Here is a 15,886-nt window from a genome sequence, read left to right as displayed (position 1 = left end):
CAGAGTGTAACGGGATGATTCAGTTGTTTGCACACTGAAAACCAGCTGATAAGCACCTTAATAGGGCAATCAGCGCACCAAAATAGTGCCAAACGATTTTAGTGCAGTTGAGTTCTCAAAAGGCAAACAATTTTATTTCATTTTGTTCACAATCAGCTATTTTTTAAAGATAAAGGCAAGTACTCGCTCTTTAATGGTGCACATGTTGTCGCACCGGTGAGAGCGCTCTATCGGCATGATTGAATTCGCAACCGCCTTAGCGTCATAGCGACTGCAGCCATCACAACAGCAAAGGAGTTACAACATGCAAATGCGTAAACTGGCACTGTCACTGCTTCTGATTGGTACAGCCGCAAGCAGCCTGGCTCATGCAGAAGAATTAACGGGGACGCTGAAAAAGATTAAAGACAATGGCGTCATCGTTGTAGGTCACCGTGAGTCCTCCGTGCCGTTTTCCTACTATGACAACCAACAGAAAGTCGTTGGTTATTCTCAGGATTACTCGAACAAGATTGTCGATGCGGTCAAAGCTAAAATTGGTGTAGCCGACCTTCAGGTCAAACTGATCCCGATCACGTCTCAGAACCGTATCCCTTTGTTGCAGAACGGCACCTTTGATTTTGAGTGTGGTTCAACCACCAACAACCTGGAGCGCCAGCAACAGGCTGCATTCTCCAACACCATCTTTATCGTCATCGTCATCGTCATCGTCGGCACTCGCCTGCTGACCAAAAAAGATTCGGGAATTAAAGACTTCCCAAATCTGGCGGGTAAAACCGTGGCTGTTACCTCCGGCACTACCTCTGAAAAACTGCTTAACCAGTTGAATGAAGAGAAAAAAATTAACATGCGCATCATCAGTGCCAAAGATCACGGCGACTCGTTCCGCACCATGGAGAGTGGCCGCGCGGTCGCCTTTATGATGGATAATGCCTTGCTGGCCGGTGAACGTGCCAAAGCCAAAAAACAGGATGACTGGGTAATCGTTGGCAAAGCGTAGTCCGAAGAAGCCTATGGCTGTATGCTGCGTAAAGACGATCCGCAGTTCAAGAAGCTGGTTGATGACACCATCGCTCAGGTACAAACCTCTGGCGAAGCTGAAAAATGGTTTGATCGCTGGTTCAAACAGCCGATTCCGCCTAAGGATCTCAACATGAACTTCGACCTGTCTGAAGAAATGAAAGCGTTGTTCAAAGCACCTAACGATAAAGCATTAAACTAACAACAAGTGAAAACAAGGGCAGACAGCCTGCCCCCGATTGCTGATTCGTGGCTGGACAGACAGGCGCCAGACGGTCGTTCCCCCGGCCCAACCAGTGGCAATGCAGGAATAGTTAAACAGTTCTGCCTTTGCCACCAACGGGTTATCGCCACTCATCAATCTTCAGGGTAGCTCTGCTACCCTTTTTTTACCGGAGTTTGCTATGTCTATAGATTGAAACTGGGGTATTTTTTTACAAGCCGCCCCGTTCGGTAATACCACTTATCTTGGCTGGATTTGGTCTGGGTTACAGGTCACTGTTGCTCTGTCAGTCTGCGCCTGAATCATTGCGTTCATCGTCGGCTCTGTCTTCGGCATTTTACGCACCGTGCCCAACCGTTTTTGGCAGGTCTCGGCACCTGCTATGTGGAAATGTTCCGTAACGTTCCGCTTATCGTCCAAGTCTTCGCCTGGTACCTGGTGGTTCCCGAATTGCTGCCGCAAAAAATCGGCATGTGGTTTAAAGCGGAGCTGGACCCCAATATTCAGTTTTTCGTCTCATCCATGGTCTGTTTGGGACTGTTTACCGCAGCCCGCGTCTGTGAGCAGGTGCGCGCTGGCATCCAATCACTGCCGCGCGGCCAGAAAGCGGCCGCGCTCGCCATGGGGCTGACGCTGCCGCAGACTTACCGCTACGTTCTGCTGCCCAATGCGTATCGCATTATCGTACCGCCCCTGACGTCTGAAATGCTCAACCTGGTGAAAAACTCCGCCATCGCCTCGACCATCGGTCTGGTGGACATGGCCGCACAGGCGAATAAGCTGCTGGATTACTCTGCGCACGCCTACGAATCCTTTACCGCCATCACTCTGGCGTATGTCGCGATTAACGCCATCATCATGCTGATAATGCAAGTGGTTGAGAAAAAGACCCGTTTGCCCGGCAATATGGGGAGTAAATAATGTACGAATTTGACTGGAGCTCCATTGCGCCAAGCATGCCCTACTTGCTGCAAGGGCTGGTCGTCACGCTGAAAATCACGGTGACTGCCGTGGTGTTCGGTATCCTGTGGGGAACCGTTCTCGCCGTGATGAGGCTGTCGCCCATTGCACCAATTCGCTGGTTCGCTAAAGGCTATGTCAACATCTTCCGCTCCATCCCGTTGGTGATGGTGCTGCTGTGGTTCTACCTTGTGGTTCCTAGCTTATTACAAAATGTGCTTGGGCTATCACCAAAAACGGATATTCGTCTGATCTCCGCTATGGTAGCCTTTTCGCTGCTTGAAGCCGCCTATTACTCTGAAATTATCCGTGCGGGCATACTCAGCATTTCACGTGGACAATCTTCCGCTGCACTGGCGCTCGGCATGACGCAGCGGCAATCCATGAAGCTGGTGATCCTGCCGCAGGCGTTTCGCGCCATGGTGCCGTTGCTGCTAACGCAGGGAATTTGTCTTGTTCCAGGACACCTCGCTGGTTTACGTGTTGAGCCTGGCGGACTTCTTCCGCACAGCGTCCACCATTGGCGAGCGCGATGGCACTCAGGTGGAAATGGTGCTGTTTGCCGGATTGGTTTATTTCGTTATTAGCATTAGCGCATCAATGCTGGTCAGTTACCTGAAAAGAAGGACTGCTCGATGATTACTCTAAAAAACGTTTCCAAATGGTATGGTCACTTTCAGGTGCTCTCCGATTGCTCGACAGAAGTGAAAAAAGGGGAAGTGGTGGTGGTATGCGGGCCGTCAGGTTCCGGGAAATCCACGCTAATCAAAACCGTCAATGGCCTTGAACCTGTGCAACAAGGCCAGATTGAAGTGAACGGCACACCGGTTAACGACAAGAAAACCAATCTGGCGCAATTGCGTTCCAAAGTGGGGATGGTATTTCAGCATTTTGAACTGTTTCCCCACCTCTCTATCATCGATAATCTGACGCTGGCTCAGGTTAAGGTGCTTAAGCGTAACAAAAATGCTGCACGTGAAAAGGCAACCAAGTTGCTCCATCGTGTTGGTTTATCCGCGCACGCCAACAAGTTCCCCGGCCAGCTTTCCGGCGGTCAACAACAGCGTGTTGCTATTGCGCGCGCGCTCTGTATGGATCCGGTTGCCATGCTGTTTGACGAACCGACTTCCGCACTCGATCCTGAAATGATCAACGAAGTGTTGGATGTTATGGTTGAACTGGCGCAAGAAGGCATGACGATGATGGTGGTCACCCACGAAATGGGCTTTGCGCGCAAAGTGGCACACCGCGTCATCTTTATGGATGAGGGCAAGATTGTAGAAGATACGGCAAAAGATGAATTCTTCAATAATCCCAAATCCGATCGCGCCAAAGACTTTCTGGCAAAGATCCTGCACTAAGCATCACGACGCCAGGCTCTGCGACTCTCGTTCCCGCGCACGCGGGAACGTACTCTTCTTGAGCTACGCCATCAGGGCAGAAAAGGCTGACGCTGGAACTGATCGTGCTCACACTTAGGGCAGCGCGGCAGCAATTCCGGCGTATAAAATGCCATATGATGATGGCAGTTTTCACACACCAGATTCCCCAGCCCCACCACCTCGCCGCTATGATAAACACCGTGATGGCTGACATCCTTAAACAACGCCTGCCATTCCAACTGCGTTTTATCCGTGATATCCACCAACTCCTGCCACAGGCTCTCTTTAATCACACGTAGAAATACGCTGTCATAGAAGTCCTCCTCCTGGCTGTCGGTATAGCGCTGAGCAAACTCGGCCAAATCACGCTCAACAGACTGAATAATGTCATCCCTTTCGCTGTGTGTAAGATCTTCGCTGTCGTGCAAGCTCTCACGGGCGTGCTGGAGCATCTGGGTCAGGTCACGTTCACCAGCGCTTAAACGCGTCATGATGGAAGACATAAGCGCACGATAATGTCGAGCTTTCTTGTTCATGGTGCCTCCTGATTACGCGGATTTGTTCAAATTAGAGGAGCAATAACGATACCTGTTTAGCTATCTCTCTCTATTTTAGACGGTTTTAAGCGCTACTCGTGCCAATTGTCTGTCTTTGCCTCACTTTTTGCCGACTTTGTCGCTTCAGCGCATAAATCGGCGCTTAGGGTGTAGAGACGGTTGTTGCCAGCGTTGCTTATCAGCTATGCTATGCGGATCATTATGATGAATCGGAACACGCTACGGGTGTAGCGCTTCTTTACTAAATAGGACCCCTGGCAGCCATGCAAGAGCAATACCGCCCAGAAGAGATAGAAACTCGCGTCCAGCTTCACTGGCAAGAAAACAAAACGTTTAAAGTGACCGAAGAGCCCGGCAAGGAAAAGTACTACTGCCTTTCCATGCTCCCCTACCCTTCTGGCCGCCTACATATGGGGCATGTACGTAACTACACCATCGGTGACGTTATTTCCCGCTACCAACGTATGTTGGGGAAAAATGTCCTGCAACCGATCGGGTGGGATGCCTTCGGCCTGCCAGCAGAAGGCGCAGCGGTTAAAAACAACACCGCGCCAGCCCCCTGGACCTATGCCAACATCGATTACATGAAAAAACAGCTGAAGCTGCTGGGCTTTGGCTATGACTGGGATCGTGAAGTCGCCACCTGTAAACCGGATTACTACCGCTGGGAACAGTGGTTCTTCACCAAGCTGTATGAAAAAGGCCTGGTCTACAAGAAGACATCGGCAGTGAACTGGTGCCCGAACGATCAGACCGTGCTGGCCAACGAACAGGTTATCGATGGCTGCTGCTGGCGCTGTGACAGCAAGGTGGAACGTAAAGAGATCCCGCAGTGGTTTATCAAAATCACCGATTACGCCGATCAGTTGCTCAACGATCTGGACACGCTGGAGAGCTGGCCAGAGCAGGTCAAAACCATGCAGCGCAACTGGATTGGTCGCTCGGAAGGGGTAGAAATCACGTTTGACGTGGCAGACAGCGCCGACAAGTTGACCGTCTACACCACCCGCCCGGATACCTTTATCGGTGCCACCTATGTCGCCGTTGCTGCTGCGCATCCGCTGGCACTGCGCGCTGCCGCCACCAACCCAGCGCTGACCGCATTTATCGACGAATGCCGTAACACCAAGGTTGCCGAAGCCGATATGGCCACCATGGAGAAAAAAGGCATGGCGACCGGTCTGTTCGTGGTGCATCCGCTGACCGGTGAAAAGCTGCCTGTGTGGGCGGCTAACTTCGTCCTGATGGATTACGGCACCGGTGCCGTGATGGCCGTGCCGGGCCATGACCAGCGCGACTGGGAATTTGCCACCAAATATCAGTTGTCGATTAAACCGGTGATCCTGAACCTGGATGGCACTGAACCCGATATCTCCGCGCAAGTGATGATGACGGAGAAAGGCGTACTGTTCAACTCTGGCGAATTCAGTGGGCTGGATCATGAAGCAGGGTTTAACGCTATTGCCGACAAGCTGGTCGCACTCGGCGTCGGGGCACGTAAAGTGAATTATCGCCTGCGCGATTGGGGGGTTTCCCGCCAGCGTTACTGGGGCGCGCCGATCCCAATGGTAACATTGGAAGATGGTACGGTTATCCCGACGCCGGAAGATCAATTGCCGGTGATTCTGCCGGAAGACGTGGTGATGGATGGCATCACCAGCCCAATTAAAGCCGACCCCGACTGGGCGAAAACCACTGTCAACGGTCAGCCTGCGCTGCGTGAAACCGATACCTTCGATACCTTTATGGAATCTTCCTGGTACTACGCGCGCTACACCTGTCCGCAATACGATCAGGGCATGCTCGATCCGGCTGCGGCAAACTACTGGCTGCCGGTCGATCAATACGTGGGTGGTATCGAACACGCCATCATGCACCTGATGTATTTCCGCTTCTTCCACAAATTGATGCGCGATGCCGGCCTGGTCACTTCCGACGAACCGGCAAAACGCCTGTTGTGCCAGGGTATGGTGCTGGCTGATGCCTTCTATTACACCGGCAACAGCGGTGAACGTATCTGGGTATCCCCGTCTGACGTCACCGTTGAACGCGATGACAAAGGGCGCATCGTGAAAGCCTTCGATCAACAAGGCCGCGAACTGGTGTACGCCGGGATGAGCAAGATGTCGAAATCGAAGAACAACGGTATCGACCCGCAGGTAATGGTAGAAAAATACGGTGCCGACACCGTGCGTCTGTTTATGATGTTCGCCTCACCGGCAGAGATGACGTTGGAATGGCAGGAATCGGGCGTTGAAGGGGCTAACCGCTTCCTGAAGCGCGTGTGGAAACAGGTTTACGATCACACCGAAAAAGGCGCGACACACGCGCTGGATGTGACCGCACTGACAGACGATCAGAAAGCGTTGCGCCGCGACCTGCATAAAACCATCGCCAAAGTGACCGATGACATTGGCCGCCGTCAAACGTTCAACACCGCTATCGCCGCCGTGATGGAACTGATGAACAAGCTGGCCAAAGCGCCCCAAGAGAGCGATCAGGATCGCGCACTGACGCAGGAAGCGCTGTTGGCCGTGGTGCGTATGCTGTACCCGTTCACACCGCACGCCTGCTTCACGCTGTGGCAGGCGCTGGGCGGCACAGGCGATATCGACACCGCGCCGTGGCCTGTAGCAGATGAAGACGCCATGGTAGAAGACTCCAAGCTGGTCGTCGTGCAAGTTAACGGAAAGGTTCGCGGCAGAATTACTGTCGCTGCAGATGCCACGCAGGAGCAGGTTCAGGCGCGTGCTGCACAGGAACATCTGGTGGCAAAATACCTGGAAGGCGTTACAGTACGTAAAGTCATTTACGTTCCTGGCAAACTGCTTAACCTGGTTGTAGGTTAAGCCAAGGATGCACTGTGCGACATCGTTTATTCACGTTGTTGCTGGGGTTGGCGGTGCTGGTCACCGCCGGCTGCGGTTTTCATCTGCGTGGCACAACACAACTGCCCAGCGAATTGAAGGTATTAACGCTGACCAGTAACGATCCATTTGGTCCATTAACCCGTTCCATACGCGATCAGTTGCGTGCCAGTGATGTAAAAATCGAGGACGACGCCGCGCGTCAGGATATTGCATCCCTGCGTATTCTCGGCTCCACGGAAACCAGAGACACCGTCTCTATCTTCCAGGACGGGACCACCGCAGAATACCAACTGGTACTGACCGTTCAGGCGCAGGTGTTGTTGCCGGGTGAAGATATTTATCCACTCTCGGTCACGGTGTTCCGCACTTTCTTTGATAACCCGCTCTCGGCGTTGGCAAAAGACGCGGAGCAGGAAATTGTACGTAAGGAGATGCGCCGCCAGGCTGCCGAACAGCTAGTACGTAAACTGGTGACCATCAACGGCAGTGATGAGGTGAAAAACCGTCAACAGCGCGCCACCGCCATCAGCGCTAACAACGGACGTTCATGATCCGTATCTATCCGGAACAGCTTGCCGCGCAGCTCAATGAAGGGCTGCGCGCTTGCTATCTGCTATTTGGCAACGACCCACTGTTGTTGCAGGAAAGCCTGGATGCGCTGCGTCATCACGCGCGTGAGCAGGGTTTCACCGAACATTTCAGCTTTACGCTGGACCAAAGCACCGACTGGGATGCCATTTTTAGCGTATGTCAGGCACTCAGCCTGTTTGCATCGCGGCAGAGCCTGCTGTTGCAATTGCCGGAAAATGGCCCTAACGCTGCCATGGCAGAAAATCTGGTCAAACTGGCAGGGCTGTTGCATCAGGATATACTACCGATTCTACGCGGCAACAAGCTGACCAAAGCGCAAGAAAACAGCGCCTGGTATAAAGCGCTGTCACAGCACGGCGTTATCATCAACTGTTTAACTCCCGAACAGGCGCAGCTGCCGCTCTGGGTGGCACAGCGTGCCAAACAACGCAAGCTACAATTGGATGATGCCGCCACGCAACTGCTGTGTTACTGCTACGAAGGTAATCTGCTGGCGTTGATGCAGGCGCTGGAGCGTTTGTCACTGCTCTATCCGGACGGAAAACTCACGCTGCCACGCGTTGAACAGGCGGTAAACGACGCAGCACACTTCACGCCGTTTCACTGGTTGGATGCGGTGCTGGCAGGCAAAAGCAAACGCGCCTGGCATGTATTGCAACAGCTGCAAGCTGAAGACAGCGAGCCGGTGATCCTGCTGCGCACACTCCAGCGCGAGCTGACGCTATTAGTGACATTGCAGCGCAACATGGCCGCTACGCCATTACGCACCCTGTTTGATCAACACAAGGTGTGGCAAAACCGGCGCACACTACTCACTCAGGCACTACAACGGCTGCATGCACGCCAGTTGCAGCAGGCCATACACCTGCTAACGCGGCTGGAACTGACGCTAAAACAGGATTATGGCCAATCGATTTGGCCGGAAATAGAAACGCTGACGCTGTTATTGTGCGGTAAAGCGCTCTCGCCGGGTATCGTCAATGCCGATGAATATCGCTAATCACGCCGAACTTATCGCCTACTTCGGCGGAACCTTTGATCCCATCCACTATGGGCATTTACGTCCGGCCACGGCGTTAGCTGACGAGATCGGGCTAACCCGTATCACGCTGATGCCCAATAACGTGCCGCCCCATCGCGAGCAGCCAGAAGCCTCGGCGCAGCAACGTAAACATATGGTGGAACTCGCCATTGCCGATACCCCGTTATTCACCGTGGATGACCGGGAATTGCAACGCGTCACGCCGTCTTACACTATCGACACCATGGAAATGCTCCGCGCAGAAATGGGCGATGAAATTCCGTTGGCCTTTATCATCGGCCAGGATTCGCTGCTCACATTGCACACCTGGCACCGCGGCCAGGATCTGCTCAAGGTGTGTCATTTGCTGGTCTGCGCCCGCCCGGGCTATCGCACCCTATTGGACACGCCAGAGCAACAGGCATGGCTGGAGGCGCACCGCGTAGAAAATGCCGCCGCCCTGCATGCGCAGCCGCATGGATTGATCTATTTGGCCCACACGCCGCTGGTCACCATTTCCGCCACGGATATTCGCCAACGCCGCCAGAAGGGTCAGTCCTGCGATGACCTGGTGCCACCTGCCGTACTGCGTTTTATGGATGCTCACGGCTTATACCGTTAACCCGCTTCCCGCATACCACTCTCTCACAGGGCGTGCTATACTTCGCGGCTGGTTTTTCAGTCCGGTAAAAAATGGTAAAGCGCGTTGTCTACGCCGCCAAACGGGTCGTTAATACCTTGAAACACCTGCGATGCGTCACGCATCGACATGCGACTTTTTTTACCTTGCCGGAGCACATTTCTCCGGTTGAACTGCCAGGCAGGAGGAACCTTTGCAAGGCCAAGCACCCCAAGATTTTGTTATTGATAAAATAGATGATTTAAAAGGGCAGGATATCGTTGCGCTGAACGTGCGTGGCAAATCCAGCATTACAGACTGCATGATTATCTGTACCGGTACATCCAGCCGCCACGTCATTTCTATCGCCGACCATGTGGTACAAGCCTCGCGCGCAGCCGGTATGATCCCGCTCGGCGTGGAAGGTGAACAAGGTGCAGACTGGGTCGTGGTCGATCTCGGTGATGTCATGGTGCATGTGATGCAGGAAGAAAGCCGTCATCTGTACGAACTGGAAAAGCTGTGGAGCTAGGAGCTAGCATGAAGCTGCAACTGGTCGCCGTTGGCACCAAAATGCCGGACTGGGTGCAGACAGGTTTTTCTGATTATCTGCGACGTTTCCCGAAAGATATGCCCTTTGAGCTGATTGAGATCCCTGCCGGTAAGCGGGGAAAGAATGCTGATATCAGACGTATTCTTGAGCGCGAAGGGGAATTGATGCTGGCAGCCGTAGGCAAAGGCAACCGCATTGTTACCCTGGATATTCCCGGTACGCCGTGGGAAACCCCGCAGCTTGCCAGCCAGTTGGAACGCTGGAAACAGGACGGGCGCGACGTCAGCCTGCTTATTGGCGGGCCAGAAGGGCTAGCTCCCGCCTGCAAAGCCGCCGCGGAACAAAGCTGGTCGCTTTCACCCCTAACATTGCCGCACCCGCTGGTGCGTGTATTGGTGGCCGAAAGCCTTTATCGGGCGTGGAGCATCACCACCAACCACTCTTACCATAGAGAGTAAGACTGCACGATGAAACACACGAAATAGTTGCCGGATGAAAACAGAACATAAACCCTTTCGTGATTATTCGGCGGAATCCACCCTTTTCGTACGTCGTGCTTTGGTGGCGTTCATCGGTATTTTGTTGCTTTCCGGCGTGCTGGTGGCCAATCTGTACCATTTGCAAGTGGTGCTTGTTGATGACTACCGCACACGTTCAAATGAAAACCGCATCAAGCTGGTTCCTATCGCGCCCAGCCGCGGCATTATCTACGATCGTAACGGCATTCCGCTCGCGCTAAACCGTACCATTTACCAGCTTGAACTGGTGCCGGACAAAGTTGAAAACCTGAAAGACACGCTGGCTGCTCTGAAACCCATCGTTAACCTCACTGACGATGATCTGGAAAACTTCGAGAAAGAACGCAAACGCTCACGCCGCTTCACCTCAATTCCCGTCAAAACCGCACTCAGTGACGTTGATGTCGCACGCTTTGCGGTTAACCAGTACCGTTTTCCCGGTGTGGAAGTCAAAGGCTACCAACGCCGCTACTACCCCTATGGCTCCGCACTGACTCACGTTATCGGTTATGTTTCCAAAATCAACGATAAAGACATCGACCGGTTGAAGAAAGAAGAAAAAATTGCCGATTACGCCGCCACCCGCGATATTGGCAAGCTGGGCATTGAGCGCTATTACGAAGATATTCTGCACGGGAAGCCCGGTTATGAAGAGGTGGAAGTCAATAACCGTGGCCGCGTCATTCGTCAGTTACACGAGCAACCGCCGCAGGCCGGTCAGGATATCTACCTTACTATCGATCTGAACCTGCAAATCTATATTGAGAAGCTGCTGGAGGGCAGCCGGGCCGCAGTGGTGATTATCGATCCGCGCGATGGCGGCCTGCGCGCGCTGGTTTCCACACCGAGCTACGATCCCAACCTGTTTGTTGATGGCATCTCGAGCAAAGATTACACCGCACTGCTCAACGACCCTAACAAGCCGCTGATTAACCGTGCCACACAGGGGCTGTACCCGCCGGCCTCGACGGTGAAACCCTATATTGCCGCCTCAGCGCTGAGTGCCAACGTCATTACCCCAACCTACTCGTTGTTCGATCCCGGCTGGTGGCAGTTACCGGGGTCAGAAAAACGGTTTCGCGACTGGAAAAAATGGGGCCATGGTCGGTTGAACGTGACCAAGTCACTGGAAGAATCGGCGGATACCTTCTTCTATCAGGTCGCTTACGACATGGGTATCGATCGCCTTGCAGAATGGATGAACAAGTTTGGCTACGGCGAATATACCGGTATCGACCTGTCCGAAGAGCGTTCCGGCAATATGCCCACGCGTGAATGGAAACAAAAACGCTTTAAACGCCCCTGGTATCAGGGTGATACCATTCCGGTCAGTATTGGACAGGGATACTGGATTGCCACCCCCATACAAATGGCGAAAGCGCTGACGACCCTGATTAACAATGGCAAGGTGAAAACGCCACACCTGCTTTACAGTGCTCGCAATAGCGGCGTGACGGTGCCCTATCGTCAGCAGGAGGTATCGCGGCTTGGCGATGTGCGCGCCAGTTACTGGGAAATTGCCAAAGACGGAATGTACGGCGTCGCCAATCGCCAAAACGGTACCGCTCACAAATTCTTTGCCGATGCCCCTTATAAGATTGCGGCGAAAACCGGTACAGCGCAGGTATTTGGCCTGAAAGAAAATGAGACATACAATGCGCATAAAATCGCCGAACATCTGCGTGACCACAAACTGCTCACGGCTTATGCTCCTTATAACAACCCCAAGATTGCCATCTCCATCGTTCTGGAGAATGGTGGTGCCGGTCCTGCTATCGGCGCGTTGGTCCGCCAGATTTTCGACCACATCATGCTGGGCGATAACAACACCGAATTGCCAGATGCGCCACCGAGCGCACCCGGTTCTGAAAGCGAGTAACCGCCGCAATGACTGAAAGCCAACAAAAAAGGTCGATCTGGACCAAGATTCATATCGACCTGCCGTTCCTGCTCTGTATTCTGGCGCTGCTAGGATACAGTTTATTTGTGATGTGGAGCGCCAGCGGCCAGGATATCGGCATGATGGAGCGTAAAGCGGCACAGATTGCCATCGGACTTACCGTGATGGTCGTCATGACGCAGATTCCGCCACGCGTTTACGAAGGCTGGGCACCTTATCTCTATATCGTCTGCGTGATTTTGTTGATCATGGTGGATGTGTTCGGCCAGATCAGTAAAGGCGCGCAACGCTGGCTCGATCTTGGCTTTATCCGGTTTCAACCCTCTGAAATTGCCAAAATCGCCGTGCCGTTGATGGTGGCACGTTTTATCAACCGTGATATGTGCCCGCCGTCGCTGAAAAACACCGGCATCGCGTTGATTCTGATCTTTTTACCTACTCTGCTGGTGGCCGCACAGCCCGATCTGGGGACATCCATTCTGGTGGCCGCATCGGGTCTGTTTGTGCTGTTTTTGGCAGGAATGAGCTGGCGACTGATCGCCGTGGCGCTGGTATTGGTTGCTGCGTTTATTCCCGTGCTTTGGTTCTTCCTGATGCACGATTACCAGCGCGCCCGAGTGATGATGCTGCTCGATCCGGAAAGCGATCCTCTGGGTGCGGGCTACCATATTATCCAATCGAAAATTGCTATCGGCTCGGGTGGTCTGTCTGGCAAGGGCTGGTTGCAAGGCACGCAGTCACAGCTCGAGTTCCTGCCAGAGCGCCATACTGACTTTATTTTTGCCGTATTGGCAGAAGAGCTGGGATTGATAGGCGTGCTGGTTCTGATCGCCATGTATCTGTTTGTCATTATGCGCGGTCTGGTGATTGCCGCCAATGCGCAGACGTCATTTGGTCGGGTTATGGTCGGCGGCCTGATTCTCATTCTGTTTGTTTATGTTTTTGTTAACATCGGTATGGTGAGCGGCATATTGCCCGTGGTCGGGGTGCCGCTACCGCTTATCAGTTACGGCGGCTCGGCATTGGTGGTGTTGATGGCGGGGTTTGGCATCGTGATGTCAATCCACACGCACCGCAAGATGCTCTCGAAAAACTTATAAAGTGAGGTAAACACATGCGTAAGGATTGGCTTTGGGTCAGCATCGTCACCTTGACGCTCGCGGCCTGTACCACCACGGAAACCCCGCGAGCACCGGTCACGCCCGCCCCGGCCTACAATGGTCCGGTGGAAGAGATTGGCGGCGCGGAGCCGCGCTATGAGCCCTATAATCCGGGCACCTTACAGGATTACACCGTCAAAGGAAAAACCTACAAGGTCATTCAGAATGCGCAGAATTTCTCCGAGGTAGGCCTTGCAACCTGGTACGGCGCTGAAGCGAATGGCAATCGTACCTCCACGGGTGAAATTTTCGATCCTAACGCCATTACCGCAGCGCACCCGACACTCCCTCTGCCCAGCTATGTCCGCGTGACAAACCTGAGCAATGGCCGCCGTCTGGTGGTGCGAGTTAACGATCGCGGTCCCTATACGCAGGGAAGAATCATCGATCTCTCCAAAGCGGCGGGCGATCGCCTCAATATTTCCAATAATACCAAAGTGAAAGTTGAAGCTATCATCGTCGCGCTAGACGGTTCACTTTCCGGGCCGGGCACCATTGGCACTACCGTTGCAAAACAGAGTTTCGCCCTGCCCGATCGCCCAAACCTCGGCGCCAGCGGATTAGGCACGCCGATGATGGAGGCCAACGCGCCGACGGCTATCGCCAGCAAGCCCGTCAGTAACGCCACCCTGACCGCGCATACTAACGATGATATGCCCGCAAGCAGCACCAGTGCACGCCCAAATGGGTTTCTCGGTGCACCGACCGCTTTGCGCTCGGGCGTACTGGAAGACGCCAGTGCACCTGCGACGAACACGCCAGCAACAACGGCTGTACGCCCGCTATCAGCGGCCCCCTCCGCAACACCAATAGGCAGCAGTAACGGGCGCTATCTGGTACAGGTCGGGGCGCTGAGCGACCCGCAGCGCGCGCAAACCTGGCTGAAAAGCCTGAGCGAGCGCTTCCACATGACGGGTAAAGTGACGCCCAGCAACGAGTTATATCGCGTTCAGCTTGGCCCCTTTCAAAGCCGCCAACAGGCCACTGACCTTCAGCAGCGTTTAGCGACAGAAGCACAACAGCACTCTTTTGTCACAGCTGCGGACGCCCTGTAAACCCAGCTATCCCATCCCCGCATAGCATCAGCGTGCGGGGATGGCATGTTACTCAATTCTGGTTTGGCAAAATCAAGTAACCGAATCTCTGGTGCCGCACTATTGCGCATCTGCTATAGTACGGCTCGTTTTTTAACTTCACTCCACGGATGTTGTAGTTCCAATCATGAATACTGTTATCACGTCTCGTTTCACCTTAGGTACAGCGCTGGGCACGCTGCTTGCCGTCAGCGTTGCCACATCGGCCCATGCGGAAGACGTCAATCTCAAGACGATGATCCCCGGCGTACCACAAATCGACGCCAAGTCGTACATCCTGATTGATTACAACTCTGGCAAAGTGTTGGCAGAAATGAATGCCGATGCGCGCCGCGATCCGGCAAGTCTGACCAAAATGATGACCAGCTATGTCATCGGACAGGCGCTGAAATCCGGTAAAATCACGCAAAATGACATCGTCACCGTCGGCAAAGACGCCTGGGCAACCGGAAACCCGACCTTTCAGGGATCGTCGCTGATGTTCCTGAAACCGGGCGATCGCGTTCCGGTTTCACAGCTCAGCCGCGGTATCATTCTGCAATCGGGTAATGACGCCTGCGTTGCAATGGCTGATTATGTCGCTGGCAGTCAGGATGCCTTCGTTAACCTGATGAATAACTATGTTAAAGCATTGGGTTTGCAGAACACCAATTTCCAAACCGTGCACGGTCTGGATGCGCCGGGACAACACAGCTCTGCGCGCGATATGGCGCTTATCGGCCAGGCACTGATCCGCGATGTGCCGGACGAATACGCCATTTATAAAGAAAAAGAGTTTACCTTTAACAACATCAAGCAGATGAACCGTAACGGCCTGTTGTGGGACAGCAGTCTGGCCGTAGACGGCATCAAAACTGGCCATACCAACGCAGCCGGTTACAATCTGGTAACCTCTGCCACTGAAGGTCAAATGCGTTTGATCTCCGTGGTGATGGGGGGACGCACCTTCAAAGGCCGCGAAACCGAGAGCAAAAAGCTGCTGACCTGGGGCTTCCGTTTCTTTGAAACCGTTGCGCCGCTGAAAGCCGGTAAAGAATTTGCTTCCGAACCCGTGTGGTTTGGCGACAGCGATCGGGTCTCCCTCAGCGTGGAAAAAGATGCGTATCTCACCATCTCGCGTGGTCGGATGAAAGATCTGAAAGCCAGCTACGTACTAAACAATACCGAGCTGCACGCACCGTTGAGCAAGAACCAGGTGGTAGGCACCATTAACTTCCAGCTTGATGGCAAAACCATTGAGCAGCGTCCGCTGGTGGTAATGAATGAAGTGAAAGAAGGGGGCATTTTTGGCCGTCTGTTTGACTACATTCGCCTGATGTTCCATCGCTGGTTGGGCTAATCCCTTGGGTTGGCGATTTTCGCCCCCATATTCAGAGATGATTAACTCCCGCTGCGGCGGGAGTTATACTTTATGTTGA

12 protein-coding genes and 3 pseudogenes are annotated in these 15,886 nt (G+C 53.5%); 14 read left to right on the top strand and 1 reads right to left on the bottom strand.

The genetic code is table 11. The annotated features are described in order from the left end of the window. The first annotated feature begins 304 nt into the window (after positions 1-304). The 4 genes and pseudogenes from ACMZI0_RS14685 to ACMZI0_RS14670 all read left to right on the top strand — a co-directional run bounded on the left by ACMZI0_RS14685 (position 305) and on the right by ACMZI0_RS14670 (position 3,564). Positions 305-1,222 (top strand): annotated as a pseudogene (locus ACMZI0_RS14685) (glutamate/aspartate ABC transporter substrate-binding protein). A gap of 226 nt (positions 1,223-1,448) precedes the next feature. After that, positions 1,449-2,164 (top strand): annotated as a pseudogene (locus ACMZI0_RS14680) (amino acid ABC transporter permease). Continuing rightward, a pseudogene (gene gltK / locus ACMZI0_RS14675) lies at positions 2,164-2,842 on the top strand (glutamate/aspartate ABC transporter permease GltK). Before ACMZI0_RS14680 ends, gltK begins: the two co-directional pseudogenes overlap by 1 nt. Continuing rightward, positions 2,839-3,564, top strand: coding sequence for an amino acid ABC transporter ATP-binding protein (locus tag ACMZI0_RS14670; RefSeq protein WP_415673503.1), 726 nt, complete (start codon positions 2,839-2,841; stop codon positions 3,562-3,564). Before gltK ends, ACMZI0_RS14670 begins: the two are co-directional and overlap by 4 nt. Positions 3,565-3,635: 71 nt before the next feature. Here the strand turns inward: ACMZI0_RS14670 and ACMZI0_RS14665 are convergent, their stop codons facing one another. After that, on the bottom strand, positions 3,636-4,121 hold the full coding sequence (locus ACMZI0_RS14665) for a zinc ribbon-containing protein (RefSeq protein WP_415673502.1): 486 nt from the start codon (positions 4,119-4,121) through the stop codon (positions 3,636-3,638). A gap of 284 nt (positions 4,122-4,405) precedes the next feature. On the opposite strand from ACMZI0_RS14665, the gene leuS reads away from it, so the two are divergent. The 10 genes from leuS (at position 4,406) to dacA (ending at position 15,807) form a co-directional block, all read left to right on the top strand. Further along, on the top strand, positions 4,406-6,991 hold the full coding sequence (leuS, locus tag ACMZI0_RS14660; RefSeq protein ID WP_415673501.1) for a leucine--tRNA ligase: 2,586 nt from the start codon (positions 4,406-4,408) through the stop codon (positions 6,989-6,991). 14 nt (positions 6,992-7,005) lie between these two features. Continuing rightward, on the top strand, positions 7,006-7,563 hold the full coding sequence (lptE, locus tag ACMZI0_RS14655) for an LPS assembly lipoprotein LptE (RefSeq protein ID WP_415673500.1): 558 nt from the start codon (positions 7,006-7,008) through the stop codon (positions 7,561-7,563). Beyond that, positions 7,560-8,603 carry a DNA polymerase III subunit delta gene (gene holA, locus ACMZI0_RS14650; protein ID WP_415673499.1) on the top strand — a complete coding sequence of 348 codons (1,044 nt, stop codon included), beginning with the start codon at positions 7,560-7,562 and terminating at the stop codon, positions 8,601-8,603. Before lptE ends, holA begins: the two co-directional genes overlap by 4 nt. After that, complete coding sequence (gene nadD / locus ACMZI0_RS14645) at positions 8,584-9,246, top strand: nicotinate-nucleotide adenylyltransferase (RefSeq protein WP_415673498.1); 663 nt, start codon at positions 8,584-8,586, stop codon at positions 9,244-9,246. Before holA ends, nadD begins: the two co-directional genes overlap by 20 nt. Positions 9,247-9,457: 211 nt before the next feature. Then, complete coding sequence (rsfS, locus tag ACMZI0_RS14640; protein ID WP_415673497.1) at positions 9,458-9,775, top strand: ribosome silencing factor; 318 nt, start codon at positions 9,458-9,460, stop codon at positions 9,773-9,775. A gap of 8 nt (positions 9,776-9,783) precedes the next feature. Then, positions 9,784-10,254 carry a 23S rRNA (pseudouridine(1915)-N(3))-methyltransferase RlmH gene (gene rlmH / locus ACMZI0_RS14635; RefSeq protein ID WP_415673496.1) on the top strand — a complete coding sequence of 157 codons (471 nt, stop codon included), beginning with the start codon at positions 9,784-9,786 and terminating at the stop codon, positions 10,252-10,254. 34 nt (positions 10,255-10,288) lie between these two features. Next, a complete protein-coding gene (mrdA, locus tag ACMZI0_RS14630; protein ID WP_415673495.1) occupies positions 10,289-12,193 on the top strand; it encodes a peptidoglycan DD-transpeptidase MrdA in 1,905 nt (634 codons plus the stop codon). Between the two features lie 8 nt (positions 12,194-12,201). Further along, positions 12,202-13,314, top strand: coding sequence for a peptidoglycan glycosyltransferase MrdB (gene mrdB, locus ACMZI0_RS14625; protein WP_415673494.1), 1,113 nt, complete (start codon positions 12,202-12,204; stop codon positions 13,312-13,314). 14 nt (positions 13,315-13,328) lie between these two features. Further along, positions 13,329-14,429, top strand: coding sequence for an endolytic peptidoglycan transglycosylase RlpA (rlpA, locus tag ACMZI0_RS14620; protein ID WP_415673493.1), 1,101 nt, complete (start codon positions 13,329-13,331; stop codon positions 14,427-14,429). Positions 14,430-14,595: 166 nt separating this feature from the next. Then, the gene (gene dacA / locus ACMZI0_RS14615; RefSeq protein ID WP_415673492.1) at positions 14,596-15,807 is read left to right on the top strand and encodes a D-alanyl-D-alanine carboxypeptidase DacA; all 1,212 of its coding nucleotides are present in this window, start codon (positions 14,596-14,598) and stop codon (positions 15,805-15,807) included. The last annotated feature ends 79 nt before the right edge of the window (positions 15,808-15,886 follow it).

It is taken from the genome of Symbiopectobacterium sp. (genome assembly GCF_047692315.1).
Classification (GTDB): domain Bacteria; phylum Pseudomonadota; class Gammaproteobacteria; order Enterobacterales; family Enterobacteriaceae; genus Symbiopectobacterium.
This window is presented reverse-complemented; position numbering and strand designations above follow the sequence as displayed.